Raw genomic sequence first — 26,224 nt, 5'->3', positions numbered from 1 at the left:
CATCCCCGGCCCGTCTCGTCCCCCACGCTAGAAGCGGGACCGGCGCGATCCGTGGTACCGCCGGACGAACTTCGGCGGGCGGGTGGTACCGCGGTACCACCCGCCCGCTCCGAAGTGGACGTTCACAGCCGGCCGGGCGGGACGGCCGCGGCCATGGCGGCGTAGCCCGCGTCACTCGGGTGGAGGTGGTCACCGGAGTCGTAGACGGCACGCATCGTCTCCGGATCCGCCGGGTCGCGGACGGCGGCGTCGAAGTCGGCCCAGCCGTCGAACACCCCGCCGTTGCCGCGGATGAAGGCGTTGACCTGGTTGCGCGCCGCCATGTGCGCGTCGCTGCTGCAGCTGCACCCCTTGATCGGGATGAGCGTGCCGGCGAGCACCCGGACGTGGGCGGCGTGCAGCTCGGCGGCGATCTCCTTCAGCCCGGCGATGACATCCTCGGCGCTCGTGCCGCTGTTGATGTCGTTGATGCCTTCGAGGACGATCGCCGTCCGCACCCCGGTCTGGCTGATCAGGTCGTGGTTCAGCCGGGCCAGTGCGTTGACGCCGGCTGTCCGGCCGTCGGGGAGGCCGCTGAAGGCGTCCTGCAGGATCCGGTTGCCGGAGATGCCTTCGTTGACGACGGCGCGGCCCGGCAGGCGCCGGGCCAGGAAGTCCGGCCACCGGCTGTTCGTGTTCGGAGTGGACGACCAGCCGTCGGTGATGGAGTCGCCGAACGCGACGACGGTGCCGGTGCCGCCCGGGCCGGTCAGGTCGATCCCGGACAGGATCGTCCAGAAGCCGAACGTGCCCGCCGTCGGGAACGCGACGCCGTCGCCCGCGTGGTCCCCGGTGCCGTCGGCCGTCGTGTACATCTCCTGCAGGGCGACGCTGTGCAGGGGCGCATTGGTGACGGTGCCCTTCAGGTACAGGCTCGCCAGCAGGTCCGCGCCGGCGGGCACGGAGAACGGCAGCGGGTCGCTGACCGCCTGGCCGCCCGCGGGCAGCGCGGCTTCGCGCCGCCCGCCGAAGGTGAGCGTCACCGGCGTGCGGACCGGAACCGCGCCGACGCTCCGGACCGCGATGGTCGCGTGGCCGACGGTCAGCGGCCCGGGGTCGTAGGCGTTGTCCAGCCGGATCCGCACCTGGGTGCCACCGCGGCTGGTGTGCTCGACCATCCGCAGGGTCCGCTCGGTCCACGGCCCGGCGGCGAGCCCGTCGTCCGTCGCCGTGGCCCAGGTCGCCGTCCAGGGACCGGCCGCAGGCCGGGTGCCGAGCGAAAAGACGTGCAGCCGGCCGCCCGAGCCGGTCTTCGGCAGGGTGACGGCGGTGACCGGGACGCTAGCGTCGAGCGGGACCGAGACGGTGTAGAGCTTGGCGGGGACCGCACCCGGGCCGTCCGGGGTGTTCCAGTGCGGGAACGCCACGGTCAGCCGGCTGCTCGGCCCGACGATCCAGTCGGGCGCGCCCAGCCGGAAGTCCTGGACGTGCCCGTCGGCGTACTCGAGCTGCCCGGTGCCTTCGGTTCCGGCGCCGGTGCTCGTCACGAGAAAGGACAGCGCCGCGCCGGTGAAGCGGCCGCGGACGCGCTGGCCGTCGGCGACGACGTTGTCCGGCGTCCCCGGTGCGGCGGCGGGCAGCCGCAGCTGCGCGCCGTCGACGGTGACGACCCGGCCGCGGTCCCAGCCCGCGGCGGTGAGGTCTTCGGCGACGAGGCTGTGCCCGAAGCCGTCGATGTCCGCGGCGGCCGGCGACGCGGCCGGGCTGGTGCTCGCGTTGTCGAAGGCGGCGGCGAGGCCGGGGTAGGTGACGGCGGCGTCCGCCGTCCCGGCCGGGACGAGGAGACCGGCGGCCAGCAGTGCGGCGAGCAGGATCGGCTTCAAGACGTCCTCCCGGAGGTCAAACGCAGTGGTGGGCGGTGAACTTCGAGGTGCCGGAGCCGACCGCGATCCGCTTCCCGGTGGGCAGCGTGACCGTGGCCGTCGTGTTGACGGGCACGGTGACGGTCAGGTCGAAGCGGCAGCCGGTCTGCGTCCACCCGGACGCGACCGGCCCGCGGACCGTGTCGATCGACGCCGCGACGTGCCCGAGCCCGGCGGGCACCTGCGGGGCGATCGCGATCGCCGCGTACCCCGGCGCCGCCGGCGTGATCCCGGCGAACTGCGTGTAGAAGGCGGCGTTGATCCCGGCGAACATCGCGTGGTCGTGGGTTTCCATGCCGGACTCGTACGTCCACTGCTCCCACGGCGTCGTCGCCCCACGGACGATCTCGTACCCGAAGCCCGGGTAGGTCTTCTGCCGGAGCACGGTCAAGGCGACGTCGATCCGGCCGGCCCTGGCGAGGGCCTCGGGCAGGTACCGGGTGCCGAAGATGCCCGTGTCGAGGTGCCCGCCGTCCTTGGTGAGGATCGTGTCGGCGAGCTTCGCGCCGACTCCGGCCACCTTGTCCGGCGGCACGATCCCGAAGGCCAGCGGGAGGACGCTGGTCGTCTGACGGCCGTCGCCGTAGGTGGTGCCGGCTGCGTCGAGGAAGTGCGCGTTGAACGCGGCGGCGATCGCGGCCGCCAGGTCCGCGAAGTGCGCCGCGTCGCCGGGATTTCCCAGTGCCCGCGCGGCTTTCGCGACGTCGTCGGCCTGCCGGTAGGACAACGCGGTGTTGACCAATGAGCGTTCGCTGAAGCACGCGCCGGCGGACGGGTTTCCCTGTCCCCCATTGGCGTTCGGGCTCCGGTCGGGCGGGCACCAGTCGCCGAATCCGCGGTCCTCCGGCCAGATGAGGCCGGGATAGGCGGCCGCGTTGGTGTCCACAAAGGACTTCATCGCCGGGTAGGCCGCCGCCAGCCGCGTGCGGTCGCCGTACTGCTCGTAGAGCGACCAGGCCAGGTCGACCGAGCCGCCGCCCATGTCCGGCAGCTGCGCGTTCCCGTCGTCGCTGGGCAACGCCGTCCCGGGCGGCAGGTCGAGCAGGTACTTGCCGTAGAAGGAATCCATGCCGAAGTCGAGGACGGACGCGTCGTGGTAGGCCTGCACGTCCATGCCCGGCGGCGTCCGCTCGTCGCGGACGGGGTTGTCGGTGGGCAGGCTCATCGAGTTGTTCAGGACCGCCCGGCGGTTGTTCGCCCAGATCGCGTTCAGCAGCGGGTCGGAGGTTTCGACGTGCCCGGTGGCGGCGACGTCGGCGTGCACGACCCGGCCGGCGACGCTGCCGAGGTCGGGTTTCCCGGGGTAGCCGGTGAGCTCGAGGTAGCGGAAGCCGTGGTAGGTGAACCGGGGCTCGTAGACCTGGACACCGGGTGCGGCGCCGAGAGTGTAGGAGTCGGTGGACGCGGCGTTGCGGTTGGTGGCGGTGTCGAGCATCCCGTCGGCGGTCGGCTCTTCCGCCGTGCGCATCCGGACGGTCGTGCCGGGCGTCCCGGCGACGCGCAGCTGCGCCCAGCCGGCGAAGTTCTCCCCGAAGTCGTAGACGTACACCCCCGGGCGCGGCTGCTTCACGGCCACGGGCCGGATGGTGCGGACCACCCGGATCGGCGGCGCGGTCGAGCCGGTGAGCGACGCGCCGGGGGCGGCCGCGGCCCGGACGGGGTGCCAGGCCGAATCGTCGAAGCCCGGCCGGTCCCAGCCGTCCTGCGCCAGCCGGGCGTCGTAGCTTTCCCCCGTGTAGAGGTCGTTGGCCGTCACCGGGCCGTCCGACCAGCGCCAGGAATCATCGGTCGTGATCGTCCGCCGGGTCCCGTCCGCGAAGGTGACGACCAGCGCGGCGATCCCCTGCTTCGGCCCGGTCCAGCGGAACCCGTACTGGCTGAAGCGCGGCCCGTACCCGTTGCCCAGCCACAGCCCGGCGGCATTCGATCCTTTGTGGACTTGCGCCGTCACGTCGAAGGAGTCGTAGAGGGCGCGCCGGTCGTACGGCGTGCTCCCCGGCGACAGCACCTGGTCGCCGACCTTGCCGCCGTTGAGGTGCAGTTCGTAGAAGCCGAGGCCGTAGACGTACGCGCGGGCGCTGGCGACGGGCTTGTCCAGGACGAACTCGTGGCGCAGCAACGGCGCGTCCGGCGACTGCGCGAGCAGCAGCGGGTCGCCCTGGGGTTCGAGCTTCCCGTCGGTGACCGTGGCCCCCGGGAACCGGGCGTCCGGTGTGGACGAAAAGTCGTCGGAAAACAGCGGTGCGCCGTCGAGGCTGTGCACGGTCAGGTTGTCGTAGGCGGCGGCCTCGGCCGTGCCCTGGCTGACCGACGTGCGGAACCCGATCGTGCCCACGCGGACCGCGTCGACCGGCCGGGAGTCCACCTCGGTGCCGTCGATCTTCGTGACGACAGTGGTCCCCCGCGCTTCGATCCGCAGCTGGTGGGGCGCGTTGACGGTCTGCGGGGTGATCACCGCGCCGAGGTCGGTCTCCCCGAGGAGCGCGAACGAGCCGTGACTCTTCACGTGCGGCCGCAGCAGCACCTTGCCCGGTGTCGTGGCCGCGTTCACCTGCCACATCAGGAAGTCGTCGGGGCCGGCGGCCCGGAAGACCACGCTCGCGGCTGCGGCCTTGATCGTGAAGTCGACGTCCAGGACGAAGTCCTGCCAGGCGTAGGCATCACCGGTGTCCGGTGTGATCCACTGCGCGCCGGCCCAGCCGGCCCCGGTCTCCCACCACGCCGTGCCGGCTTCGGCCGGAGCAACCCCGCGGGTACCCCACACTTCGACGGTCCAGTAGTTCCGTTTCCCGGCGGCACCGGCGGGCCCGCGGTAGGGCACGGCGACCGAGTCCGCGCTCGCGACGCGGCCGCTGTCCCAGACGTCGGCCCGGTGTTCGGCGAGCAGCCGGGGACTGCTCGCCACGAGGATCCGGTACGCCGTCTGCCGTTCGCCCGGGCGCGCGGAGCGCAGTTTCCAGCTCAGCGACGGGGTGGCGCTCGCGGACAGGGGATTGACAACGTTGTCGACGCGCAGATCGAAGACCTGCACCGTCGGTTCGGACGCGACGGCGTTCCCGGGCGGCAGCAAGAGAAAGGCGGACAGGACGGCGAGCAGCACGCGATATCCGGACATGAACGCTCCACCTCATTGTTGAAACGTTTCAAGCCAGAATAGCACCGAACTGGCAGCCCGAACAGGCTGCCAACGAGACAAGAATCGGGGTTATTGGTGCAGGTGCTGGGTCCAGTCCTCGGGCACGCGCCCGGCCGGCCCCGGCACGGCCTGGGTGAGCGGGCGATGCTCGGGACCGGCGAGCTCGGGGCCGGATTCGTACAGCACTTGTTCGTCGTAGTCCCAGAACCACTCTTCGCCGGGCTCGAAGCTGCGCGCCATCCGGTGTCCGGTACCGGTGGCGTGGGCGCTGGCGTGCTGGCTGGGCGAGGAGTCGCAGCACCCGACGTGGCCGCATTCCGCACAGCGCCGGAGGTGGAACCACCAGCCGGCCGGGTCCGCGGCCTCGCAGTCCGCGCACCCCGTGCCGCTCGGCGGTACCGAGGGATCGATTCCTTGCATACGCACTCCTTTGCTCGGTCTCCCGCGCGACGACGGCCCGCGCCTTCATCAAGAGGCTACGGCCCTCCCGGAGCCGGTGCGGTTGACCGCCGGAGTTCATCGAGGTCGAGGCCCTGCGCCGACGCGCGGCGCGCGGCTCAAGCGCCCGCTTGGACCAGGCGGAAGCGTCAGGTGCTGCCCAGCGGGGTGCCGCAGCCGTACTCGTGCCCGACCCCGCCAAGTCAGATTTTGCGCGGTCGAGGACGACGGCCTCGGTGCCCTCCGGTGCGCCGTCGGCAGCGATGTGCGTGACCGACCCCGACGGCGAGCCGTTGGCCGCGACCGTGGCCGGCGCGGCGATCTCCTCGTCGCGCAGCAGTTCGGTCCAGCCGGGCGCGGCCATCATCACGACCGGATCGCGGTGATCACTTCGCCTTGATCGCGTCGACCGCCTTGCCGATCCGGCGCCGGCGGGTCGCCTCCGATTTGGCTTCCTCGATCGAGCGCACCCATTCCTTCCGGTGCGTGTAGGACATCCTGTCGAACACCGGCCGGATCCCGGCTTGGTCGAGCGCGTCCGCGAAGTCCCCGGGAACCGCCACGATCCGGGGTTCGGTGTCCAGCTCGATCCGCACGTCGACCTCGTCACCCGCCGCCACCCCACAGCCCGCGCGGTTGTCGGCGCTCAACGGGATCATGAAGCGATCGCCCATCCGGGCCACGGTCGTCCGGTACGTGAACCCGTTGATGGTCACCTTCACCGCCGGCCTCCTCCCCGAGGCGAGGCCGTCGACCACCTCGTCGGGGACGGCGAAACCGGTCGCGGTCTTGCCGCCGAGCTCGATCGTCGTACGCACCTTCATCGCGCTTCTCCCTTGTACAGACGCACCGAGACTACAGACAGCGCCGCCGACGGTGTCCGGACAGCGTTCTTAGCCGTTTCTTAAAAGCCCGCCTGGCCGCGCCGCCGCGCTCACCGGACAATCGGCATCGGAGGTGGTGGGGTGCTGATCGTGATCGCGGACGACGAGGACGCGGTGTGCGACTCGTTGTCGCGGACGCTCCGGTTCGAGGGGTACGCGGTGAAGATCGCGAAGGACGGGCAGGAGGCGCTGGAAGTCATCCGGGAAAGCGGCCCGGACGGGGTCATCCTCGACGTCACCATGCCGGTGCTCGACGGCCTGGAAGCCTGCCGGCGGCTGCGCGCGGACGGGAACCTCGTGCCGGTGCTGATGCTCACCGCCCGCCAGGACGTCACCGCGCGGGTCGCGGGCCTCGACGCCGGCGCGGACGACTACCTCGCCAAGCCGTTCGCCCTCCAGGAGTTGCTCGCCCGGGTCCGGGCGCTGCTCCGGCGCGCGCGGTACGAGGCCGTCACGCCCGAGTCCCCGGCGGAGCTGATGTTCGGCGACCTCACGCTGGACCCGGCCACCCGGGAGGTCGTCCGCGCGGGCCGGCAGATCCGGCTCACCCGCACCGAGTTCGCGATCCTCGAGCTGTTCCTGCGCCACCCGCGGCAGGTGCTCACCCGGTCCGTCCTCTTCGAACACGTCTGGGGCTTCGACTTCGGGAGCAGCTCCAACAGCCTCGACGTCTACCTCGGCTACCTGCGCAAGAAGCTGGAAGCGGACGGCGCCGGCCGGCTCCTGCACACCGTCCGCGGCGTCGGCTACGTCCTGCGGGAGGAGCCGCTGTGAGGCCGGCCGACCGGCTGCGCGTCATCGCACGGCGGAAGTTCAGCCTGCGCGCGCGGGTCGGGCTGCTGTCCGCGTTCGGGGTCGCGCTCGCGGTGATCGTCGTGTCGCTGGCGGGCTGGTGGCTGATGCACGGCCGGATGTACGCCAACATGGATCTCCAGCTGAGCGCCGACACCGGCGCGGCCTCGCGGGCGGCCACTCCCGAGGCGGCGCTGCGCATCGTGCACGCCGCCGACGAGCTGCCGAGCAACTGGTGGGACAACGACCTGTCACCGGAAATCACGCAGCTGCTCGGCATGGCGGGCCCGCCGCCGCCCGTCGTCGTCCGGTTCCTCGACAGCGCCGGGCACCCGGTGTCGAGCAGCGCCGGCTCGGCGTGGCTGGGGCCGGTGAGCTCGCCCGCCGTCCGGATCGCGGCGACCGGGAGCGGCCTGGACCTCGCCGACGCCGGGCCGGGCGACGAGACGATCTACCGGGTGAGCACGACTCCCCGGGCCGGTGGCGCGGTCCAGGTCGCCGGCCGGGTCGTCGGCATCGAGAGCACCCTCGACGATCTCCGGACCCTGCTCACCTGGATCGGGTTCGCCGGCGCCGCCCTCGCGGGCGTGGTCGGCTGGGGCGTCGCGCGGGCGGGCCTGCGGCCGGTCCACCGGCTCACCGGTGCCGTGGAGGAGGTGGCCAGGACTCAGGACCTGGACAGCTGGATCCCGGCGGACGGCCGCGACGAGATCGCCCGGCTCGCCACCGCGTTCAACCGGATGCTGACCGCGCTCGCCGCGTCGAGGGCCGCCCAGCAGCAGCTCGTGCAGGACGCGGGCCACGAGCTGCGGACGCCGTTGACCAGCCTGCGCACCAACGTCGAGCTGCTCACCTACGCCGAACAGCAGCGTGCGTCCGGCAAAGTGCTCTCGCCGGACGACCGGACCCGGCTGCTGCGGGATCTCGGGGTCCAGGCCGAGGAGCTGACCACCCTCACGGCCGAGCTGGTCGAACTGGCCGCGGAGAACACCGACCCGGAGCCGTTCGAGCCCCTGGACCTGGCCGACGTCGTCGCCGGCGCTGTCATCCGCGCCCGCGCCCGGTGGCCCCAGGTCGTCTTCGCCGTTTCGGCCGTGCCCGCCGCGATGTCCGGCCGGCCGGGCGGGTTGTCCCGCGTGGTGCTGAACCTGCTGGACAACGCCGCGAAGTGGAGCCCGCCCGGCGGGACCGTCCAGGTGCGGCTGTCGGCGGCGGACGGGTTCGCCGAGCTGACGGTCGCCGACGAAGGACCGGGGATCAGCGAGCAGGACCGGCCGAAGGTCTTCGAGCGCTTCTACCGGGCCACCGCCGCCCGGTCCATGCCCGGCTCCGGCCTGGGGCTGGCGATCGTGGCGCAGATCGTCGAGGCGCACGAGGGCAGTGTGGTGGCCGGTGCGGCGCCGGGCGGCGGCGCGGAACTCAAAGTGCGGGTGCCCTCGGCTTTTCTTAACCGGCTCGGCGGTGGTTCTTAAAGTTCTTTCATTCGCGGGCCCGAGATTCGAATCGTGTACTCCGTCGAATCCCGGGCCCGTCCCGAGTCCGTGCCCCTCCGGCGAGGCAACGCGGGCGCGTGGGCCATCGCCGCGCTCGTGTGCTTCGGCCTGTCCGTGGTCACCGCGCTCGTCCTGCACGTCGCGCAGGCGGCCGAGGTCGATCCGATCCGGCAGGTGATCAGCGACTACGTCCTGTCCGGTGACACCACCGGCTTCGCCGTCTGCGTCCTGACGATGGCGGCGGGCACCGGGTGCCTGCCGGCCGGGCTGTCCCGGGCCGGGCTGCCGGTCACCCGGCCGATGGTGGCGCTGGGGTGCTGCTGGTGTGCCGGGCTGACGCTCTGCGCCTTCTTCCCCACCACGCCCACGGGCGCGCCGATGACGTTCTCCGCCGAGGTCCACCGCTACGCGGGCCTGGTGCTGTTCGTCAGCCTGCCGGCCGCGGCCGGGCTCTTCGCCCGGAGCGCGGCGGCCCACCCGGCACACCGCCGCCTCGCCGGGCGGATCCGGCGGCAGACCCGCTGGGCCTGGGGCGCGCTCGCGGTGTTCCTGCTGAGCCAGCTGCCGGTGCTCCTCGCACCGTCTCGCGCCTTCGACGGCCCGCTGTTCCAGGGGCTCACCGAACGGCTCGTGTTCGTCGTCTACCTCGTCCTGCTCGGCGAGCCGGCCCTCGCCGTCCTGCGTTCCGAGAGGAAATCATGCTGACACTGGCCATCGGTCTCGCGGCCGCCGGTGCGTGCTGCTTCGCCGCCACCGTCCACTTGCAACACCAGGCCGTCCGCGGGGCGACCACGAGCCCGGAGCTCGGACCGGCCGGGCTCCGGACGATCCTGCGCACGCCCGGCTGGTACGCCGGGATCGGGCTCGCCGGGCTCGGCGCCGCCCTGCACGTCCTCGCGCTCACCATGGCGCCGCTGGCCGTGGTGCAGCCGATCGGCGTGCTCACCCTCGTGCTCACGGTGTTCCTCGCGAGGACCGTGCTGACCCGGGCGGTGCTCGCCGCGCTGGCGATGAGCGTGACCGGTGTGGCGGGGTTCGTCGCACTGTCGGCGATGGCGACGAACACCGCTCTGCCGGCGCCCGGCCTCGGGACCGCGCAGTGGGCCGTGCTCGCCGCGGCGGGTCTGGCCGTGGCGGCCCGGTTCACCCGGGGCCGTGCCCGGTGCCTGCTCCTCGCGCTCGCGACCGCCGTGCTCTTCGGGTTCACCTCGGCGCTCGTCCGGGCGGCGGCGGTCGCCCCGCTCACCGGCGCGACCGCCGCCGTCGTGGTCGCCGAGGCGGGGGCGGCGACCCTCGCCGGGGCGTGGCTGCTGCACCAGGCCTACGCCAGTGGCCCCGCCCCGGTCGTGGCCGGCGCGACCACGATCGCCGACCCGCTGAGCGCGGTCCTCATCGGCGTCTTCGCCTACGGCGAGATGACACCGGGCCGGCTGGCCGGCATCGCCGTGCCCGGCGTCGTCGCCGTGGCTGGGCTGCTGCTCCTGGCCCGCGAGGTACCGGCGCCCGCGGAAACCGCTTCGGTTCGCCGTCCGCGTCGCGAGGGCCCGTTACGCGTCGCGATCACCGCGGACACCTACCCGCCGGACGTGAACGGTGCGGCCAACTTCGCCTACCGGCTCGCGTCCGGGCTGGCCGGCCGCGGGAACGAGGTGCACGTCGTCTGCCCGTCGCCCACCGGCGAGACGTTCACCGAGACGGCGGGCGGGGTGACGGTCCACCGGATCGGTTCCGTGCGCACGCCGTTCCACCCGACGTTCCGGATCTGCCCGCCGTGGCGCACCGCCAAGGCCGTGCCCGCGTTGCTCGCCGGGATCGACCCCGACGTCGTGCACACCCAGGCCCACTTCCTGATCGGCCGCAGCGCGGTGCGGGCCGCGACCGCGGCACGGAACATCCCCGTGGTCGCCACCAACCACTTCATGCCGGAGAACCTGCTGGGCTACGGTCCGCTGCCCCGCTGGACCCACCGCCCCCTCGCCCGGCTGGCGTGGCACGACCTCGTGCGGATCTTCGGCCGGGCCACGGTCTGCACGACCCCGACTCCCCGCGCGGCCCAGCTGCTCGAACAGAACGGCCTCAACCGGCCGGTGATGGCGATCTCCTGTGGGATCGACCGCGCGCACTACGCGGGCCCGCCGACGGAACCCGCCGCCGCGCCGTCGGTGTTGTTCGTGGGCAGGCTGGACGCGGAGAAGAACGTCCACGAACTGCTCGAAGCCGCCGTCATGCTGCCACCGCACGTGCGGGTGGAGCTCGTCGGCGACGGCAGCGAACGCGCCCGGCTGGAGGCGCAGGCCGCGCGGCTGGGCATCGCGGACCGGGTCACCTTCCACGGGTTCGTCCCGGACGAGGACCTGGTCCGGGCCTACCGGCGGTGCGCCGTGTTCTGCATGCCGGGCACCGCCGAGCTGCAGAGCCTGGTGACCATGGAGGCGATGGCGGCCGGCAAGCCCGTCGTGGCCGCGGACGCGATGGCCCTCCCCCACCTCGTGCACCCGGGACGCAACGGCTGGCTCTACCCACCCGGCGACCCGGCGGAGCTGGCCAGGCTGCTCACCGCCGTCCTGACCGACGAGCGGACCAGGACGGCCATGGGCAAGGCCAGCCTCGACCTGATCGGCGCGCACGACCTGGAGTCCACATTGGACCAGTTCGAAGGGGTCTACGCCGACATCGCCACCCACCCGGTCATCCCCGCTCTCTCGTCCGGAAAGTGAAGCACGCCATAGCAGCCGAGGTCATCACACCGGCCCGCTGAAACGAGCGGATCATCGCCCAGTTCCGGGCGCACGGCAGGTGCGTTCGTGAAGGCCACCTTGAGGAACTTGAAGTTCCTCAAGGTGGCCTTCACGAACTTCGTCAGGAAGCCGGACCGAGGGCCGTCAGCCGGCCGGAGCGATCCCCCACAGGCGCCAGGTCTGGTTGAGCGGGCTGCCCTGGCTGACCGCCCGGCACGGCCACTGGATCAGCTGCGCCCGCGCGGCGGTGGAGGCGCCGTTCACGTCGACGCACTTTCCGCTGTGCCGCGCGGCGAGCTGGTAGTCGTGGGAGTCGTTGCCGCCGTAGGTCACCTTGCGCAGGGTGAACTGCTGGTTCTGGGCGCCGTCCGAACAGCTCCCCTGCTGGACGGCCGCCGCGTCGGCGGTCGACGCGCCCGCCACCTCGAGGCATTTGCCCGACTGCTGGTTGGTGAGCGTGTAGGTGCCCGCGACGCCGGGTACCGGGCGGAAGTTCCACTGCTGCTGGTCACCGCCCTCGCAGGAGAACTGCTGCTGCCGGTTGCCGTCGGCGGTGCTCAGGTCCGTGTTGTCCAGGCACTGCTGGGAGTGCTGGGCGACGGCGACGGACTGGAACCCGGCGTCCCCCGGCGGGAGCAGCGTGATCGTGTAGCTGTCGTCGACGTTGGTGTGCGGGACGTTGACGGTCACCGCGCCGCCGGAGACGTTCACCACCGAGTTCTGGACGGTCACCGGGCCGGCGACCGCGGCGCCGCCGTTGTACGGGATCCGCTGGACGAGCACCCGGACCTGGTTGTTCTGGACGATCCCCGCGGTGGTGTCCAGGCGCCGCAGGGCCACCGCGACGGTGCCGGTCGTGCCGCCGCCACCGACCAGGACCTTCGCGACCCCAGTCGCCTTCGTGGCGAACGGGTCGTACGACCCGCTGGGCGTGGTCGCCACGATTGCGCCGGTCTGCGAGCCGTAGAACCGGTACACCCACCACTCGCCCTTGGGCTGGTACTGGCCCGCGGAGTTGTGGACGAGCAGGTTGGCGAGGTCGTTGTGCAGGTTCCCGCCGCTCGCCCAGTTCGCGCGCAGCCCGTCGGCGCCGGCCCGCTCCAGCCGGGCGATGTACCACGAGCCGTCGCCGGGGTTCTGCTCGTTCGACGCCCCGTACTCGTTGATCTGGTACGGACGCGGATGCGGGATGCCGCGCGAGCCGAGGGACGCGTCGGCCGCGGCGACGTTGGCCACCGGATCACCCGGCAGGGAGTGCCAGCTCACGATGTCCGGAACCACGCCGGCACCGCGGACGAAGTCGAGGTACTGCGTCCACCAGCTCGCCGACGTCGACGGGACGCCGGCGAGGCTCGGGCCGACGATCGGCTGCCCCGGGAACGCCGCCCGGATGCGCTGGTACGCACGCTGCCACATGGCGAAGTACTGGCTCTGCGGCCGGTTCCAGAACAGCGAGATGTTGGGCTCGTTCCAGATGTCCCACTCCACCGGGGCGCCGGTGGCCCGCACGTCGTTGATCAGGCGGGTGAGGAAGCTGTCGTAGTCGGTCCAGTCGCCGTTGTCGCCGGGGAACCGCGAGATCGGGTAGCCGTCCGCGCCCCAGAGGTCGTGCACGAGCAGGACGAACTGGCCACCGAGCGAGCGGGTGCGCAGCAGCTGGGCGCGGGTGGCGTTCCACCGCCGGTCGTACTTGCCGGACACCCAGCCGCCCGGGCTGTCCAGCTGCGCGCCACCGGCCCGCATCGCCTGGAACTTCACGTCGCGGAAGAAGTGGTCGGCCGGTGCCGAAGCGTCCTCGGTCATGCCGTAGATCCAGCCGGAAGCGCGGTAGGACGGCGAGCCGCCGGCGAGGGAGAAGTCGACCGAGACCGACTCGTCCGCGGCCCGGGCCGGCTCGGAGAGAGCCACGGTGGAGGCACCGGTCAGTGCTCCCGTGATCATGAGGGCGGCCAGGCCACGGCGGACGCGCGGCCGCTGACGCGAGAGGTCCACAGACGACTCCTTTGGCGGTGGACGTGCGGGGGACGATCCCGGGTCATCGAACCGGTTCGACCACCAAGGAACGTACGCTGCAGGCAATTCACCGACAATAGGCCAAACGGAGGCGAACCGGTTCGCCGAGGATGGACGTGCGAGAAGGGGGCCTCCCTCGCGGAAGGCCCCCTTCGGTGTGCCGCGCCGGCTCAGCGGTAGCCGGCGGCGACGACGTTCGCCTGCACCGCGTTCTCGGTCGCGTCCGAGGGGTAGCCCGCGACCATCGCCCCTTCGTAGAACGTCCCCGCGCTCAGGTTGGCCCCGCCACCGGGCTTGCAGCAGTCACCGCCGCTGCCCAGGATGATGGCTCCCTGCTTCTTCATCGGGCTGTAGCCGCCGGGGAGGCCGCCGTCCCACATCGTCGTGAGGCTGCCCGACTGGGCGTTGCTGCCCTTGAGCGCGAACCGGGACGTGCCGTTGTTCTTCAGCATCGCCGTGACGAACTTGCTGGGCAGCGCTCGCTGGTTCGGGTTCCAGGACTGGCTGCCACCGGGGTACAGCCCCCACTCGAGGTCGGCCTGCACCCACGGGCCCGATCCCTGGCAGCCGCCGAACCAGCACTCCGTGCCGAAGTTGATCGCGTCCATCGCCCCGGCGGCGTCGGCCTTCCTCGTCGTCTCGCTGTTGCCGTAGTCGAAGCAGCAGCCGCTGTTGACGTGCGTCCCGCTGGTCACCATGTACATGCCTTCCGGCGCGCTGCCGGTCGGCACACCGGTCAGGTGCCCGTCCCGCCAATAGCTGTTGCCGGGATTGATGTACAGCGAGTACGCCTTCGCGCCGCCGACCGTGAGGGACTCCGACGTCGCCTTCGCCGGGCTGCTCTGGCTGGACCCCGGCACCACGCTCGATCCCTGGTACCAGAGGTCGTTCCCGCGCCCGGACTGGTCGTAGACCACCGTGATGACACAGGTCGTGCCGGTGCAGAACGAGTCCTGGGCGGCCGCGTCGGCCGTCCCGCCCGCCGCCTGGACGGCGATGTTCCTGGTCGTGTTGTCGGACGAACGCCGGACCTGGTAGAGGTTGCCGGCGTAGGTGCCGTAGAGGGCCCGCGCCGTGCTGTGCGCGGCGACGCACGGCGTGCCACCCGACGCGTAGATGTCGCACGGCGCCGTGCCGCTCGGCGGTGGCGGCGGTGGCGGGGTCGTCCCGGCGCTCCACTTCTGGTTGCTCTGGCCGTGGCAGGTCCAGAGGATCACCGCGGTGCCGTCGGCCGTGCCGCCGCCGGTCACGTCCAGGCAGAGCCCCGACTGGACGCCGGTGATCGTGCCGTCGGCGTTCTGCCGCCACTGCTGGTTCGCCTGGCCGTTGCACGACCAGATGATCACGGCCGTCCCGTTCGACGTCTGGTTGCCGTAGGCGTCCACACACCGGGTGCCGTTCATCGTCCGCAGCTCGCCGGCCGCGGTGAACTCGTAGGCCTGCCCGGCCTGGCCGCCGCAGACCTGGATCTCCAACGGCGTTCCCGCCGTGTCGGTACCGCCCCGCACGTTCAGGCACCGGCCCGACGCCTGGCTCACCAGCGGTGCCGGCGCCGCCGAGGCCGGCACCGCGCCGGTCAGCACCGCCAGCACCATCGCGGCCACCATGACGATCACACGAACGGTCAAGGCTCCTCCTCGAGTTGTCCGTCCACAAAGGATTGATCAGGCCGACTTGCGTGGTACGAGCTGGGTGTCGAGCACGGTGCACCGGCGCGCGGGCGAGCCGTCGATCAGCGCCAGCAGCTCGCCGGTCATCCGCGCGCCCATTTCCTCCACCGGCTGCCGCACGGTGGTGAGCGGCGGATCCGTCCAGCTGCTGATCGGCAGGTCGTCGAACCCGACGACGGCGACGTCCTCGGGGACCTTCCGGCCCGCCCGGCGGAGCGCGCGCAACGCGCCGACCGCCATCATGTCGGAGGCGGCGAAGATCCCGTCGACGTCCGGACGGCGGCTCAGCAGCCGGGACGTGGCGTAGTCCCCGGACGCCTGCCCGAAGTCGCCGAACACCACGAGGCCGTCGTCGTACCGGCCGGCCCGCGCGACCGCCTGCCGGTACCCGAGCAGGCGGTCCACGCCCGCGGTCATGTCCTGCGGCCCGGCGATGGTCGCCACGGTCTGCCGTCCCCCGTCGAGCAGCCGCTGGGTCGCCAGCCGCGCACCGCCCTGGTTGTCGGCGTCCACGTACGACAGCCGGTCCGAGCGGCCCGCCTGGACCGGCCGGCCGCCGAACACCACCGGAATGCCGAGCCAGCCGACGTCGAGCGGCCGCCTGCCGTGCATGCCGACGACCAGCGCGCCGTCGACGTGCCCGCCGTCGAGGTAACGCAGGACCGGCTCCTGGTAGTCGTCCGTCGCCGGGACGGTGAGCAGCACGAGCTGCAGGCCCACCGCCGTCAGCTCCCGGCCGACCCCCGCGGCGATCCGCGGGAAGTACGGATCGGTGAACAACCGCGGCACTTCCTCGCACACGACCAGCGCGATCGAACCGGTCTGCCGCGAGGTCGTCGCGCGCGCCGCCCGTTGCCGGGCGTAGCCCAGCGCCAGCATCGCGGACTCGACCTGCTTGCGCCGCTGCGGGCTCACCCGCGGAAAGCCGTTGAGCACGCGGGAAGCGGTCGCCGTCGACACCCCGGCCGCCCGCGCCACGTCGGCCAACGTGGGGCGGAGCAGCCGGGGGGACTCAGTCGTGGACACGGGCTCAGGCTCGCTGGAGCTGGAACCGCTGGTTGGGGTTGCCGGTGAACGTCCACTGGGAAATCCGCGCGCCGTCGGCGGTCGAGACTCCCCACACGTCCAGCGCCAGGCCGCTCAGCCGGTTCACCAGGCTCACCGAGCCGTCGCCCTGGTCGACCACCCGCCACTGCTGGGCCGAGTTCGCCGCCTGCGGCTGCTGGCTGATGTCCGCACCGCTGTTCGCGTTCGCCGCCTGGAGCACCAGGCCGCTGTTCCGGGCCCGGATCCAGTAGTAGCCGTCACCGGTGTCGACGAAGTCGAACTGCTGGTTGAGCCCGCCGGTGGCCGACATCTGCTCGATCAGCGCGCCGGCCGCCGTGGACGAGCCGGTGATCTCCACGAGCTTGCCGCTGTGCTGGGCCGTCAGCTTGTAGTTCACGCCGGTCTGGACCGGCGGTGGCGGCGGGGTGGACGGGCCGAACTGCGTGATGAACTTCCACACCTCGCCCGAGGTCCAGGTCTGCCAGCCGCTGCCGCCGCCGTCCTTCGGACCCGGGTCGTGCCCGCCGTCGAAGGCGGCCCAGACGACCGGGTACCCGGCCCGGCAGCCGGAGTAGGCGGTGACGATGTGCGTCCGGCTCCCGCTCGACGGCTCCGGCGGATTCTGCGGGGTACAGCCGTTGTTGCGGACGAACTGGTCGCGCAGCTGGCGGCCGGAGGCGATGGGCAGGACGTTGTCCCCGATGCCGTGCATGCCGATGTACGCGACGGGCTGGGTGCCGCCGCTGCACCCGCTGAGGTTCGCGCCGGAGTAGACGGCGACCGCGCGGAAGACCGTCGGCCGGGCGCAGGCGAGCGCGTAGCTCATGCCGGCGCCGTAGCTGAACCCGCCGGCGAAGACCTGCGAGGTGTCGACGCACAGAGCGGCCTCGAGCTGCTTCAGCAGGTCGTCGATGAAGGTGACGTCCTGGCCGCCGGGGTTGGCCCAGCCGTTGCCATTGCCCTGCGGTGCCACGAAGATCGTGCTGTTGTTCGCGTTGTCAGCCAGCCGCCGGAGCCCGTAGTAGGACCAGTTGTAGCCGTCGGTCCCGCCCGAGTCGACGTCGTTCGCGGTCCCGCCGCGCCAGTGCAGGCCGACGAACAGGCGGTAGGAGTGGTTGTTGTCGTAGTTGTTCGGGACCCGCAGGATGTAGCTGCGGTTCTGGCCGCCGCTCGAAATCGTGTGGTTGCCACTCGCCAGCCCCGGCGCTTTGCCGCAGCCCGCGGTCCCGGCGGCCGCGGCCGCCGGTGACGCCACAGTCGGCGCAATCGAACTGCCGGCCTGCGCAGTGCCGCTCATGCTCAGCGCGAGCACGGCTCCGAGCGCGACCGACGCGAACAGGGATCTATGATTCACCATCACACGGCTCCCTCTGGTGATCGAACATCGTTGTCCTTCAGGGGTGTCGTCCACAGTGGACTCGCACCCCGGATCGCCGGAGGGGACTCGCGGGATTCGGGGTGCGATTATCGGCCGAAGAGGCGGCGCTGGATCTCCCGGCGGTAGTCCTCCAGGGTGTTGTCCAGATGGACGGCGGCGGCGTGGGCCGCCGCGTCCGGGTCGCCGTCACGGATCGCCCGGTAGATCGCGTCGTGCTCGTCGATGGCCTCGGACGCGTGCCCGCCGATCGCGCCGGACATCCCGATGATGTTCGACTGCCGTTGCAGACGGCGGGCCTCGCGCACGGCCGTGACGAGGAACTGGTTGTGCGAAGCGGCGGCGATCCCGGCGTGGAAGTCGTCGTCGCCCCGGTCGAAGAGCACGGACTCACCGGTCAGGTGACCGTGCCGGCAGGTCTCGGCGGCGGCCTCGATCGCGCGCAGCTCGGCGGGGGTGGCGTTGGCCGCCGCGAGCCTGCTGGCCGCGGTTTCCTGGATCCGGCGGAACTCGAAGAGCATGTAGACGTGGTCGAGATCGGCCGGAAGGAAGAAGCTCCCCCAGCGGGAACCGCCGAGCATGCCCTCGTCGTCGGAGACATACAGCCCACGTCCTTTGTGCGCTCGCACCCGGCCGATCGCCGAGAGGATCTTGACGGCCTCTCGCACCACGGTCCGGCTGGTTCCCATCCGCGCCGCCAGCTCGTTCTCGGTCGGCATCCGGTCGCCGGGCCGCAGATCCAGCTCGGCGATCAGCCGGAGGATCTGCTCGGCCACCACCTCGTAGCCGGGGCGATACGGGACAGGCGGTGCTACTTCCTCGTTACGGGTCACATTATGAGTATGACTTAGTGGCCCGGCGAGCACCTTACCTCGCCACGGCGGCATCTCGTCAATCTTTGTCGGGACGAAGTGAAAATTACATCGCAGGCGGCGGCGCGGACCCCGGGACGGAGCAATAGGCATGCCCACGGCTTGACGCCGGGCAGCCTCGCTGTTCTCATGGATCACCGAGTACGCAAGGGAAAACCCCGTCTGCGGCTTCGAAACTTTCGATCGCCGACCCGGACCGGCCGCGTCGAATGAGTCAGACACATCCTGCACCGGTCCGCCCGGCCGGCTTTCCCGGCGGGTGCCACGACGAAGTGGAGCAGCGCATGAGGGGCAGGAATCTCGCGGCCGTCCTCGCCGGGGCACTCGCCATGACGATCGCGGCGGGCTGCGCGAGCGGCGGCGGCGCGGCACCGGCCCAAAACGGCTTCACGCCGGCCCCGCAGGACGACGGAACCCTGACGGTGTGGGTGGATTCGACCCGGATGGCCGCCGCCCAGCTGTACCAGAAACAGCATCCCGAAGCGAAGCTCGACATCGTCAGCTACGACGGGGACGCGAACGGATCGAACTACCTGCAGACCAAGGTCGGCCTGTTCAACCGGACCGGCAGCGGCTGGCCGGACGTGGTGTTCAGCTCCCAGAACAACGAAGTGTCGTGGGCCAGGCAAGCGGGGTTCACGGCACCGCTGAACAAGGGCCTGCTGCAACAGTCCATTTTGGACGGCTGGGCGCCCGGCGCCAACGACCCGTGCACGGTGGACGGCACGGTGTACTGCCTGCGCAACGACCTCTCCCAGACCGTGCTCTGGTACAACGCGACACTGATGCGGCAGTGGGGTTATCGGGTCCCGGCGACGTGGCCGGAATACCAGGCGCTGGGCCGGAAAGTGGCCGCCGAGCACCCCGGCTACCTGGTCGGGGCGGCGGGCGACACGTTCACCCCGGAGATCTACCTGTGGGCGAGCAAGTGCGGCGCCAACCAGATCACCGGGCCGAAGGCCGTCACGGTGGACGCCACCGGCCCGAACTGCACCCGGGCGGCGCAGCTGCTCGACACCGTGATCAAGGCCGGCAGCATGTCCACCAGCAGCGTGTTCAGCTCCGACTTCGGCAAGAACTCCGCGGACAAGATCCTCCTGATGCCCGGCCCGTCCTGGTACGGCGGTGCGCTGTTCCAAGGCACGTTCAAGACCCCGAAGGGCCAGATCGCCGTCGCCCCGATGCCGCAGTGGCCCGGCGACCCGGATCCCTCGGTGGGCAACGTCGGCGGCGGGACGTGGCTGGTTTCCGCGCACAGCCACCACCTCAAGGCCGCCACGGACTTCCTCACCTGGGTGACCACCTCCGACGACTACCAGGGCAAGGTCGCCCCCGGCTACCCGGCGTACCAGGCGGCCGCGAAGACGTGGCTGGCGAACCAGGTGTCGTCCGGCTACTACGCGGGTGACATCACCGGGCCGCTGCAGGCCGCGGCCGGCCAGGTCTGGAACGGCTGGGGCTACGGCCAGTTCAGCCAGGAGGCGATCTGGGCGGCCACGGTCACCCCGGGCCTCACGGCGGGCAAGACCATCGAGTCGCTGCTCCCGGCGTGGCAGAGCGCGATCGAGAACTACGCCCGGTCCACCGGCTACGAAGTCAAGCAGCGATGAGCGCGCCGGTGGCCGGCCGGCAGTGGTCCGGGCGGCAGTGGTCCGGCCGGGCGGGCTACGGCTTCGTCGCCGCCTACCTGCTGCTGCTGGTCGCCTTCGGGGTCGTCCCGACCGGCTACGCGATCTCCTTCGCGGTCACCGACGCCGGCGGCGGCTTCGCCGGGTTCACGAACTTCGTGACGGCGGCGCGGGACTTCCGGTTCGCCGCCGCGGCCGGGCACGTCGCGCTGTACCTGGTGTGCTGGCTGGCCGCGCTGGTGGTGTTCGTGGTCGGGCTGGCCCTGCTGCTGTACCGCATCGGCGCGCGCACCACCGGCAAGGCACTGCGGTTCCTGTACTACGTCCCGGGTGCGCTCGCCGGTGCCGCCAGTGTCCTGGTGTGGCTGTTCATGCTGGACCCGGCGGTCAGCCCGGCCGGGTTCCTGCTGCGCGGCCTGGGATTCGACACCTTCGGCCAGGTCGTCGCGCTCGAGCACCTGCCGGTGCTGTTCACGCTGATCGCGTTCTGGACCGGCGCGGGCGGCTGGATCGTGGTGCTGTACGGGGCGTTGAACACCATCTCCCCCGACATCCTCGAAGCGGCCCGGATCGACGGCGCCGGTGCCTGGCACACCGCGTGGCGGATCCAGATCCCGTTGCTGCGCAAGTGGATCGTCTACATGGTGATCCTGGCCTTCGCCGGCGGCACCCAGCTGTTCGTCGAGCCGCAGCTGCTGTCCCAGGCCAGTGTCGGCGTGGCCGGCCGGGACTACTCGCTCAACCAGCTGTCCTACGACTTCGCCTTCCAGAACAACGACGTCGGCACCGCGGCCGCGATCTCGGTCGAACTGCTGCTGGTCGGCCTGGTCGTCGCGGCCGTGTTCGTGACCCGGTCGAGGTTCTTCGATGCCGACTGACCTGCGGCGACCGGCCGCCCCGGTCCGCGCCCCCGCCGTCACCCGGCCGCGGGCCCCCCGGCGACGCCGGCTGCCGAACCCCCTGCCCGGCGTCGTGCTCGCCCTGTTCGTGGTGTTCTTCGTCGTGCCGGTGCTGTGGCTGGTGCTGGCCGCGACGAAGACCGACGACCAGCTCGTGCACGGCCACCCGCTGTCCTTCGGCTCCTGGGCGGACCTGCGGGCCAACTGGGCCGCGCTGACCGCCTACCAGGGCAACGCGATCTTCGAGTGGCTGGGCAACTCCGCGCTCTATTCGTCCTTCGCACTCGTGATCACGCTGTGCGTGGCGGTCCCGGCCGGGTACGCGCTGGCCAAGACCGAGTTCCGCGGCCGGCGCGCGCTGCTCGTGACGACCCTGGTCGTCATGCTCATGCCGAACGCCACCCTCGTGGTGCCGCTGTTCCTCGAGCTCAACACCGCGCACCTGATCGGCACGATGTGGTCGATCGTCCTGCCGTACGCGTTCTACCCGTTCGGCGTGTACCTGGCCTACATCTACTTCACCACCGCGCTGCCGGGCGAACTGCTCGACGCCGCCCGGCTCGACGGCTGCTCGGAGTTCGGCGCGTTCCGCCGGGTCGCCCTGCCGCTGGCGACGCCGGTGGTCGCGCTGGTCGGGTTCTTCAGCTTCGTGGCCAACTGGACCAACTACTTCCTGCCGTACGTGATGCTGCCGGAAAGCAGCCAGTTCCCGGTCCAGGTCGGCCTCGGCACCCTGCTCAACGACGTCCCGCAGTTCAACCCGACCGCCGCCGGGCTCGCCGTCCAGCGTCCGGTGCTGGCATTGGCCACCCTGCTGGCGATCACCCCTGTGCTCGTCGTCTTCCTGTTCTCCCAACGATTTCTCGTCGCCGGCATGCTCGCCGGCGCCACCAAGAACTGATCCGCCCACGCGAACGGGAGGACGCCCGGGATGGACCCCGTGATCACGGCCTCGGTGCCGCTGCTCGAACCCCCCGGCTGGGCCGTGGCCCAGCGCGGCCTGTTCGACCTGCTCGACCGCGCCTGGCGCGCGTTCGAGCGCGACTTCACCGGACCCGACGGACGGCTGGCCTACGGCGGCCGGCTCTCCACCCGCGACGGGGTGGACGACTTCTACGAAACTTTCTTCAACTGGCCGCAACTCTATCTGCTCGGCGGCGCCGACGACCTGCTGCCGGCCTCCGAACGGCACTGGGAAGGCGTCACCCGGCAGCTCGCCGAGCTCGGGATGCTGGAGCGGGAGTACGAGCGCGGGTACGACTGGTTCCACCAGGGCGAGAGCCTGCTGCTGTTCTACTTCCTGTGCCTGGCCGCGCCCGGGCGCTGGGCCGGGCGGGCGCGGCGGTTCGCGGACCTCTACGCCGACCCGGCCCACGGCAACTACGACCCGGTGCACCGGATCATCCGGCGGCCGCACAACGGCAGCGACCGGAACCGGGAAGGCCTGTTCGACGGCCGGTCCTATCCCTGGCTCCCCGAAGAAGCCCGGATGTACGGCTTCCCGCTGGAGTGGGTCCTGCCGCCGGGGACCGCGGAGCCGCCGCGTGACGAGGACCCGCGCCTGGGCGAGCAGCTGCGCCGCCGGGCGGGCGTGGGCGACACCGCGGTCAACCTGGCCGCGACCGGGCTCGTGCTCAACGCCCTGATGCTGACCGGCGAGCCGCGGTACCGGGACTGGATCGCCGAGTACGCCGGCGCCTGGTGCGCCCGCGCGAGCGCCAACGGCGGGATCGTCCCGGACAACGTCGCCCCGGACGGCACGGTCGGCGGGCTGCTGGAGGGCCGGTGGTACGGCGGCCACTACGGCTGGTCCTGGCCGCACGGCTGGTACAGCGTCGGGCAGGCCGCCACCGTCGCCGCCCTCGCCGGGGCCGCGGCCACCGGGGACGAATCCTTCCTCGACCTGGTCCGCCCGGCCCTGGACGAGGTCATCGCCCAGGGCAAGGTGATGGCCTTCACCGAAGCCGACTCCAGCCTGCGGTCCCGCTGGACCGTCCAGCTCGGCCCGGACGTCGGGACGCCGACGCTGCATGTGCCCTTCCGCTACGCCGACCGGGGCTGGTTCGACTACAACCCGATGCTGATGTCCGTGCCGATCGCGCTGTGGCACCACTCCGCCGCGCCCGCCGACCGGAAGCGGATCGAGCGGCTGCGCGAGGCCGCCGGGTACGACTGGCGCACCGTGCGCGCGTTCCGGAACAAGGAGGAGTCCGGGCACGAAGAGCCCTGGTTCGCGTTCCTGGCCGGTGACGACCCCACCTACCCCGAGCGCATCCTGGCGGCCGCGCAGGCCCAGGTCCGCCACCGCCTGGCCCGCATGGAACGCCACCGCGGCCAGGACGTCGCCGAGGCCGACATCCACGTCTGGCAGCAGACCAACCCGGTAGTCACCGAGGCGCTGGTGCAGCTGACCTGGGGCGGCCCGCAGGTGCTCTACAACGGCGGCCTGCAGCAGGCGCGCCTGCGTTATCACGACGCCGACGCCCGGCGCCCCGGCCTGCCGCCGTCGGTGGCGGCGCTGGTTTCGCGCATCGAGCCCGACGCCACCGTCGTCGACCTGGTCAACCTGGATCCCGGGATGGACCACGCGGTGATCGTGCAGGCCGGCGCGTTCGGCGAAGACACGATCCGCACGGTGCACCACACCGTCTGCGAGGACCCGTCCTGGATCGGCGGTCTCTACGACTACGGGCATTCGGAGCCGAGGGTGACGTCGGCCCCGGCCCGCGCCGACGGGCCGTGGCTGACCGTGCGGCTTCCCCGCTCCACGAAAGTCCGGCTCACCTTGGGCCTCGACCTGCGCACCCGCCCGCCGTCCTACCGCACCCCCTTCGACACACCGTAACCCCCCGAGAGGTCCCCGCCATGCCGTCGCGCACCGCCGCCGCGCTCGCCACCACATTCGCCACCGCACTGATACTGTGCCGATCAGTACCAATCCGACCACAGCCACGGCCGAATGGCTTCGTAGCAGCGGTTACGTGCCGCGTGGGGGTCGGCCTACTTTTGGCCGGATTGGCACTGACCACGGTCGCCGCACCCGCCGCCCACGCCGCGACCGTCACCATCGCCGTCGCCCCGGACGGCAACGACACCAACCCCGGCACTCCCGACCAGCCGGTCGCCACCCCGGCCAAGGCCCAGCAGCTGGCCAGGGCCCAGGCGGGCGCCAACGACGTGGTCGTGCAGCTCGCCGGGGGCACCTACCGGCTGTCCGCCCCGCTGGCGTTCACCAGCGCCGACTCGGGGCAGAACGGCCACACCGTCACCTGGCAGGCCGCGGCCGGCCAGACCCCGATCCTCTCGGGCGGCACCCAGGTCGGCGGCTGGTCGGTGCAGGACGCGGGCCAGAACATCTGGGTGGCGTCCGTGCCGCAGGGCGCCGACTCCCGGCAGCTGTTCGTCGACGGCGCGCTCGCCCAGCGCGCGCAGATCCCGATCTCCCGCAACGACGTGCAGTTCACCACGAGCGGGATGACGATCACCAACTCCGCGCTGAACTACCTCGCCACGCTGCCGCAGCAGAACCGGATCGAGGTGGAGAGCCAGAACTCGTTCACCGACCGGTACTCCCCCGTCGACCACATCAGCGGCACCTCGATCGTCATGCAGCAACCCGCGTGGAACAACAACAACTGGGGCTACGACACCCTCGCCAAGCCCTTCGGCGGCGGCCAGCTCTTCCTGGAGAACTCCTACTCCTTCCTCAAGAACACGGGTCAGTGGTACCTGGACCCGCAGGCCGGGAAGCTGTACTACAAGGCACCCGGCGGCTGGGTCCCCGGCAGCCACGACGTCGAGCTGCCGAGGCTGACGTCGCTGCTGCAGATCAGCGGCAGCTACGACAACCCGGCGCGCAACCTCGCCTTCAAGGACCTGCACTTCGAGCACACGACGTGGCTCACGCCGAGCACGTCGGTCGGGTACGCGAACCAGCAGACCGGCACCTTCCTCCCGGCCGCGGTTCCGATGCCGGGTGATTTCCTGACCTCCTGCCAGTCGGGCTGCAAGCAGTTCGAGGGCGCCCGCAGCACCTGGGCCCAGGCGCCCGCGGCCGTCCAGATCTCGGCCGCCACCGGAATCTCCTTCAGCGGCAACACGTTCACCCACCTCGGCCAGGTCGCGCTCGGCATCGGCAACGACGCGAACGCGCACGCCTCCGGGATCGGCCTCGGAGCGTCGTCGGTCACCGTCGACCACAACACGTTCACCGAGGACTCGGGCGGCGGCGTCATCGTCGGCGGCGTGCGCACCGACGCCCACCACCCGTCCAACGCGGCGATGACGAACAAGGACATCACCATCTCGAACAACACGGTGACCCGGGTCGCCCTCGACTACCGCGAAATGGCCGGCATCCTCTCGACCTACGCCACGCACACCGTCATCTCGCACAACGACGTCTCGAACCTGACCTACGACGGCATCGACGTCGGCTGGGGCTGGGGCGCCAACGACCAGGGCGGCAGCCAGGACTACCGCAACCGCGGCCTGTACGACTACCAGCCCGTCTACAACACGCCGACGACGCTGCGGGACACCGTCGTCAGCTACAACCGGGTGCACGGCACGAAGAAGCTGATGCACGACGGCGGCAGCATCTACAACCTCTCCGCCAACCCCGGCAGCTCGATCGACCACAACTACATCTACGACAACAACCGCACGGTCGGGCTGTACCTGGACGAAGGCTCCCGCTACGTGAGCGTGTCGGCCAACGTGATCCAGGACTCCGGGGTCTGGGCCTTCACCAACGCCAACGGGTCCAACAACACCAGCGACAGCACCTTCAGCGGCAACTGGTACAACGGCGGCGCGACGCAGGTGGCCACCGGGCCGCCGCACAACAACGTCCTGACCGGGAACGTCCAGGTCAGCGGCACGAACTGGCCGTCGGGCGCCCAGCAGGTCATCGCCGCCGCCGGTCCGGGCGGCGGCACCGCCCCGGTCGCGGGCCCGGTGCACGCGGTGGGCGCGAACAGGTGCCTGGACGTCAGCGGCGTCAGCACCACGCCCGGCGCCGCGGTCCAGATCTGGGACTGCAACGGCGGCACGAACCAGTCCTGGGCCCGCACGAGTGCCCGTGAGCTGACCGTCTACACCGGAACGCGGTGCCTCGACGCCAGCGGCCAGGGCACCAGCCCCGGTACCAAGGTCGTCATCTGGAACTGCAACGGCCAGGCCAACCAGCAGTGGCAGGCCAACAGCAACGGCACGATCACCGGTGTCCAATCCGGACTGTGCCTGGACGTGACCGGTTCCGCCACCACCAACGGCACCCTCGTCCAGCTGGCGACCTGCGCCGGCGCGAACAACCAGAAGTGGACCCTCGGCTGAA

18 protein-coding genes are annotated in these 26,224 nt (G+C 71.5%); 9 read left to right on the top strand and 9 right to left on the bottom strand.

Translation table 11 applies throughout. The features are described from left to right. Positions 1-122: 122 nt before the first annotated feature. The 4 genes from A3CE_RS0147085 to A3CE_RS0147065 form a co-directional block, all read right to left on the bottom strand. On the bottom strand, positions 123-1,862 hold the full coding sequence (locus A3CE_RS0147085; protein WP_020647099.1) for a GDSL-type esterase/lipase family protein: 1,740 nt from the start codon (positions 1,860-1,862) through the stop codon (positions 123-125). A 16-nt stretch (positions 1,863-1,878) separates the two neighbouring features. After that, a complete protein-coding gene (locus A3CE_RS0147080; protein ID WP_125591412.1) occupies positions 1,879-5,016 on the bottom strand; it encodes a family 78 glycoside hydrolase catalytic domain in 3,138 nt (1,045 codons plus the stop codon). Positions 5,017-5,106: 90 nt separating this feature from the next. Further along, on the bottom strand, positions 5,107-5,457 hold the full coding sequence (locus A3CE_RS0147075) for a UBP-type zinc finger domain-containing protein (protein ID WP_020647097.1): 351 nt from the start codon (positions 5,455-5,457) through the stop codon (positions 5,107-5,109). Between the two features lie 404 nt (positions 5,458-5,861). Then, a complete protein-coding gene (locus A3CE_RS0147065) occupies positions 5,862-6,299 on the bottom strand; it encodes a YdeI/OmpD-associated family protein (protein ID WP_020647095.1) in 438 nt (145 codons plus the stop codon). 141 nt (positions 6,300-6,440) lie between these two features. Between A3CE_RS0147065 and A3CE_RS0147060 the strand changes: the two genes are divergently transcribed. The 4 genes from A3CE_RS0147060 to A3CE_RS57140 are packed head-to-tail and all read left to right on the top strand — an operon-like array spanning position 6,441 to position 11,361. Beyond that, positions 6,441-7,133 carry a response regulator transcription factor gene (locus tag A3CE_RS0147060; RefSeq protein WP_020647094.1) on the top strand — a complete coding sequence of 231 codons (693 nt, stop codon included), beginning with the start codon at positions 6,441-6,443 and terminating at the stop codon, positions 7,131-7,133. Next, on the top strand, positions 7,130-8,623 hold the full coding sequence (locus A3CE_RS0147055; protein ID WP_020647093.1) for a sensor histidine kinase: 1,494 nt from the start codon (positions 7,130-7,132) through the stop codon (positions 8,621-8,623). The genes A3CE_RS0147060 and A3CE_RS0147055 overlap by 4 nt, the downstream gene beginning before the upstream one ends. A gap of 33 nt (positions 8,624-8,656) precedes the next feature. Beyond that, complete coding sequence (locus A3CE_RS53870) at positions 8,657-9,349, top strand: DUF998 domain-containing protein (protein ID WP_020647092.1); 693 nt, start codon at positions 8,657-8,659, stop codon at positions 9,347-9,349. Next, positions 9,343-11,361, top strand: a complete 2,019-nt coding sequence (locus A3CE_RS57140) for a glycosyltransferase (RefSeq protein ID WP_020647091.1) — start codon at positions 9,343-9,345, stop codon at positions 11,359-11,361. The genes A3CE_RS53870 and A3CE_RS57140 overlap by 7 nt, the downstream gene beginning before the upstream one ends. 165 nt (positions 11,362-11,526) lie before the next feature. Here the strand turns inward: A3CE_RS57140 and A3CE_RS0147040 are convergent, their stop codons facing one another. The 5 genes from A3CE_RS0147040 to A3CE_RS0147020 form a co-directional block, all read right to left on the bottom strand. Beyond that, positions 11,527-13,374, bottom strand: a complete 1,848-nt coding sequence (locus A3CE_RS0147040) for an RICIN domain-containing protein (RefSeq protein ID WP_020647090.1) — start codon at positions 13,372-13,374, stop codon at positions 11,527-11,529. A 191-nt stretch (positions 13,375-13,565) separates the two neighbouring features. Continuing rightward, entirely contained in the window at positions 13,566-15,023 is a 1,458-nt protein-coding gene (locus tag A3CE_RS0147035) for an arabinofuranosidase catalytic domain-containing protein (RefSeq protein ID WP_245589737.1), read from the bottom strand. 36 nt (positions 15,024-15,059) lie between these two features. After that, on the bottom strand, positions 15,060-16,091 hold the full coding sequence (locus tag A3CE_RS0147030) for a LacI family DNA-binding transcriptional regulator (protein ID WP_026469553.1): 1,032 nt from the start codon (positions 16,089-16,091) through the stop codon (positions 15,060-15,062). Positions 16,092-16,095: 4 nt separating this feature from the next. Further along, positions 16,096-17,469, bottom strand: coding sequence for an RICIN domain-containing protein (locus A3CE_RS0147025; RefSeq protein WP_020647087.1), 1,374 nt, complete (start codon positions 17,467-17,469; stop codon positions 16,096-16,098). Between the two features lie 107 nt (positions 17,470-17,576). Further along, positions 17,577-18,320: a FadR/GntR family transcriptional regulator gene (locus tag A3CE_RS0147020; RefSeq protein ID WP_245589736.1), complete on the bottom strand. Its 744-nt coding sequence runs from the start codon at positions 18,318-18,320 to the stop codon at positions 17,577-17,579. 323 nt (positions 18,321-18,643) lie between these two features. On the opposite strand from A3CE_RS0147020, the gene A3CE_RS0147015 reads away from it, so the two are divergent. The 5 genes from A3CE_RS0147015 to A3CE_RS0146995 all read left to right on the top strand — a co-directional run bounded on the left by A3CE_RS0147015 (position 18,644) and on the right by A3CE_RS0146995 (position 26,223). After that, positions 18,644-19,969 carry an ABC transporter substrate-binding protein gene (locus A3CE_RS0147015; protein ID WP_051183846.1) on the top strand — a complete coding sequence of 442 codons (1,326 nt, stop codon included), beginning with the start codon at positions 18,644-18,646 and terminating at the stop codon, positions 19,967-19,969. Further along, positions 19,966-20,865 carry a carbohydrate ABC transporter permease gene (locus A3CE_RS0147010; RefSeq protein WP_020647084.1) on the top strand — a complete coding sequence of 300 codons (900 nt, stop codon included), beginning with the start codon at positions 19,966-19,968 and terminating at the stop codon, positions 20,863-20,865. Before A3CE_RS0147015 ends, A3CE_RS0147010 begins: the two co-directional genes overlap by 4 nt. Next, positions 20,855-21,787, top strand: coding sequence for a carbohydrate ABC transporter permease (locus A3CE_RS0147005; protein ID WP_020647083.1), 933 nt, complete (start codon positions 20,855-20,857; stop codon positions 21,785-21,787). Before A3CE_RS0147010 ends, A3CE_RS0147005 begins: the two co-directional genes overlap by 11 nt. Before the next feature lie 30 nt (positions 21,788-21,817). Then, the gene (locus A3CE_RS0147000) at positions 21,818-23,731 is read left to right on the top strand and encodes a DUF8034 domain-containing protein (RefSeq protein ID WP_020647082.1); all 1,914 of its coding nucleotides are present in this window, start codon (positions 21,818-21,820) and stop codon (positions 23,729-23,731) included. A 170-nt stretch (positions 23,732-23,901) separates the two neighbouring features. Next, complete coding sequence (locus tag A3CE_RS0146995) at positions 23,902-26,223, top strand: right-handed parallel beta-helix repeat-containing protein (RefSeq protein ID WP_020647081.1); 2,322 nt, start codon at positions 23,902-23,904, stop codon at positions 26,221-26,223. Position 26,224 lies beyond the last annotated feature (1 nt).

Source organism: Amycolatopsis balhimycina FH 1894, assembly GCF_000384295.1.
Lineage (GTDB): Bacteria > Actinomycetota > Actinomycetes > Mycobacteriales > Pseudonocardiaceae > Amycolatopsis > Amycolatopsis balhimycina.
This window is presented reverse-complemented; position numbering and strand designations above follow the sequence as displayed.

Excerpts from the sequence above, each read along its gene's own strand:
- A3CE_RS0147010 (WP_020647084.1), top strand. The coding sequence starts at position 19,966 with ATGAGCGCGCCGGTGGCCGGCCGGCAGTGGTCCGGGCGGCAGTGGTCC.
- A3CE_RS0147015 (WP_051183846.1), top strand. The coding sequence starts at position 18,644 with ATGAGGGGCAGGAATCTCGCGGCCGTCCTCGCCGGGGCACTCGCCATG.
- A3CE_RS0147000 (WP_020647082.1), top strand. The coding sequence starts at position 21,818 with ATGGACCCCGTGATCACGGCCTCGGTGCCGCTGCTCGAACCCCCCGGC.
- A3CE_RS57140 (WP_020647091.1), top strand. The coding sequence starts at position 9,343 with ATGCTGACACTGGCCATCGGTCTCGCGGCCGCCGGTGCGTGCTGCTTC.
- A3CE_RS0147075 (WP_020647097.1), bottom strand. The coding sequence starts at position 5,457 with ATGCAAGGAATCGATCCCTCGGTACCGCCGAGCGGCACGGGGTGCGCG.
- A3CE_RS0147080 (WP_125591412.1), bottom strand. The coding sequence starts at position 5,016 with ATGTCCGGATATCGCGTGCTGCTCGCCGTCCTGTCCGCCTTTCTCTTG.
- A3CE_RS0147065 (WP_020647095.1), bottom strand. The coding sequence starts at position 6,299 with ATGAAGGTGCGTACGACGATCGAGCTCGGCGGCAAGACCGCGACCGGT.
- A3CE_RS0147005 (WP_020647083.1), top strand. The coding sequence starts at position 20,855 with ATGCCGACTGACCTGCGGCGACCGGCCGCCCCGGTCCGCGCCCCCGCC.
- A3CE_RS0147025 (WP_020647087.1), bottom strand. The coding sequence starts at position 17,469 with ATGGTGAATCATAGATCCCTGTTCGCGTCGGTCGCGCTCGGAGCCGTG.